A 3111-nucleotide genomic window follows, 5' to 3' on the forward strand; every position below is an offset into this window, starting at 1 on the left:
AAGAGTTTCTTCCCTATGTGTTGGCAAGGATGCAGCAATGGGATAAGAAAGTAAAGGATGAGAGATATTCATAAAGGACTGCCGCCTGACAGCAGGCGGCAGTCCTAAAGCTATTCTTATTACGCTTATGAAGTGTTTGAAATAGATATTCCGGCTGGTTACAACCTTAGAACATGATTACGCGGGGCAGTCTGGCGTCTTCCAGATCCTTCTGGGTGCACCCGTAATGTTCCTTATTATAGCGGTCGATTTCATCCCACATAGAAGCGTAAACACCCGGGTAAACGGATCCGGGACCGCCCTCCGCGATACATGGAATAAAGAATTTATTCCCGCATTCATCCAGAGTCTTGTAGATAACGTTATGGACATTCTCTTCTGTCCAGCCTTCAAAATCTACCAGACAATTCTCAATTCCTCCCATAAACGATATCTTTCCGCCATATTTTTTAATCAGTTCCGGGATATTATTCGTTGAGAAACAGCCCTGCCAGATATCTATTCCCATTTCAATCATAGAAGGAACCAGTGTCGCGGCATAGCTGTCTGAATGATGAATAACAACCTTTACCCCGTGATCATGGTAATAGCCATAGATCTGTTTATAGGGTTCCACAAAGAAGTCGGCAAACATTCCCGGACTCATAAAGGTGGTGTTTTGTCCGCCCCAGTCATCGTGGTGGAAGAGGGCATCCGGATGTAGTTTATCACAAATTAATTCGGCGAGTTTCAGCTCATACTCGGTCAGATATTTGATAAGATCTTCCATCTCGTCGGGATATTCAGCAAAGTGTTCAAGAGTTGCTACGATTTCTCCCAGATGGTGGCACTGTTCGAAAAGACCGGGTGCGACAAACGCAGCCTTCAGTGATTTGGTCGTGTCCACAGAATCGTACTGTTTCTGAAACATTTCCCATTCTGCTTCCGGAAAATCCAGAGATGGAGCGTGTACATAATCTTTCCAATGTTCAATGTCTTTGATAACTACTTTGTCCGGTGTATGCACAGGAAATCCGCCGGGAACATTGTTTGGGTAACTATAGGTAACACCCCATGCGTTTTTGCAGTCCGGTTCCCCTTTTTTCGGTCGGGGGCTGTGCAGTCCGCTTGGGTTCATAAGAAGGGTTATAAATTCATATTGGTTCACAAATCGATCTGGTTTTCCGTCAGGTTTAATGCACTCCAATAAATTTTCTTTTGCAGTCAGCATATGGGTACCTCCTTCACTAAGTATTTTGGTTTCCTGCAGGTTTCTGCTCTTTCCAAGGATGATTAAACCTGCGGGATTGTTTTGCCTATTCCATTACTATAAGGTGCAATTATTTATTTCATAGATTCTGCGTTGCGTTTTTTGATTTCTGCGGAGTATTTTTCGATGTCCTGATCTTTTAAGCGATATCCGATGGTTATCACAAGCAGCGCGATGAGCAGCAAACATGCAGGGATGACGGTAAAGCCGATTGCGATTCCATGCTTGACAGCAGGAGATGCGTCTTCTACAGCAATGCTGGCATTGAAGCCTGTAATCCCCAATACAAGAGAAATTAAGAAGCCACGTGTTATGACAGCGACCTTAATCGGGATATTCAGGAAGCCCATAACGGCTCCGGTGCAGTTGACGCCGGTCTTATACTCGCTGTAGATAGCACAGTTGGCGAGCATCGGAACAGTCATTACAGTTGCAAATGCCGCAAAAAATCCGCCAAGAGACATAAAAACAATAACCAGCATAGGTGTTTCCCGGAAGATAAAAGCAATTATATAAAGGGCGGCAATGCCTAGCAGGGCAAGCTGATAAGTTCCTTTAGAAGACAGCTTTTTCGCAACTTTACGGCTGACAATAGAGCCCAGTACAGCGGTGATATTGGATATTAACAGGAACCTGGTCATAAACTTCGGGTCCTGCGCAACATATTTCCCATAATATACGGCAAATGCCGAGAAGCAGAAGGAATACATCATGTAAAACAGATAGGAGCCCAATACACCAAGAATCTGTGGATTGGAAGCAATGGCAGTTCCGATTTCCGCCTGCTTTTTTCCGGCTTCCTTGCGCTGGGCAGCCTGCCTGGCCAGCCGGGCCATTTCCTCTTCTCCGGACTCCTCATATCCTTTAAAGAGAATGAAATGTGTGAAGTAGAGGATCGCCATTACACAGCCAAGGGTAAAGGCTGTTGCTGCGTAGGAATTAAGTTCTCCCATTTTTGCGGCAAAAAATGCAAGCAGTCCGGGACCTACATAGGAATAAGACATCCTGGCCAGGTAAGTCCAAAGTGTCCGCACAGAAGAGAGGGCGTTGCGGTCATCTGCGGAACTGGAAGCAACATTGATCATTGCCATGTTAGCAACAAAGGGAATGTTCCATGCAATATGGCTGGAAATAGTTCCCAGTATAATGATGATGGCGGCTACCCACTCAGAACCGATTTTTTTAAACTGGAACAGATAAAGAATGGGGACAACCCATGGAAGCACAGCCAGCCAGGAACGGTAACGGCCCCACTTCAGCGGTTTCATCTTGTTCAGCATGATGCCGTATACCCAAGACAGCGCTGCGTCTACAACGCTTCCGATTGTCTGGATAAAGGTCACAAATGTCAGCGGAAACTGTGCGACATTTGTCAGGAAATATGCGTAGTAGTAAGTCTCGACACTGGACATCCAGTTAAATCCCAGATCTCCGACGCCATAAATGTTTTCAGGGCTTTACTAATTGGTTTTTTCTCTTTTGCCATAAGGAACTCTCCCCCAGATTATATATCTGATACATACTGAGTTTATTAATGGTTATCGGACAATATAGCCATGGCTTTGAGAATATAGTATCAAATATTCTGATATTATCTTCGTATTCGGAATACAAAAGAAAAATAACTTTTTGTTACACATTCGTATGCTATATATATTACTAATAAAAATAATTCGTTACTATTTTAATGAATATCAGAAAATACAAACTTTATCAGAGAAAACGGCATAGATAGAATAATTTTTCGAAGATGAGGAGCTTTTTAACTTAAACTTCCCACATCAAAAGTGGGCTTGCACCTTGAAAACTCAATAGTTTAACCGGCAAAAATTCCTGCTCATGCGTTATTGGCTGCCAACAGC

At 43.6% G+C, this 3111-nt stretch carries 2 protein-coding genes; both read right to left on the reverse strand.

All coding sequences use genetic code 11. The annotated features are described in order from the left end of the window. Positions 1-166: 166 nt before the first annotated feature. A complete protein-coding gene (locus QZV31_RS12905; protein WP_295361429.1) occupies positions 167-1210 on the reverse strand; it encodes a uroporphyrinogen decarboxylase family protein in 1044 nt (347 codons plus the stop codon). 113 nt (positions 1211-1323) lie between these two features. After that, entirely contained in the window at positions 1324-2694 is a 1371-nt protein-coding gene (locus tag QZV31_RS12910) for an MFS transporter (RefSeq protein WP_295361432.1), read from the reverse strand. Positions 2695-3111 lie beyond the last annotated feature (417 nt).

This window comes from uncultured Succiniclasticum sp. (assembly GCF_902793885.1).
Classification (GTDB): domain Bacteria; phylum Bacillota; class Negativicutes; order Acidaminococcales; family Acidaminococcaceae; genus Succiniclasticum.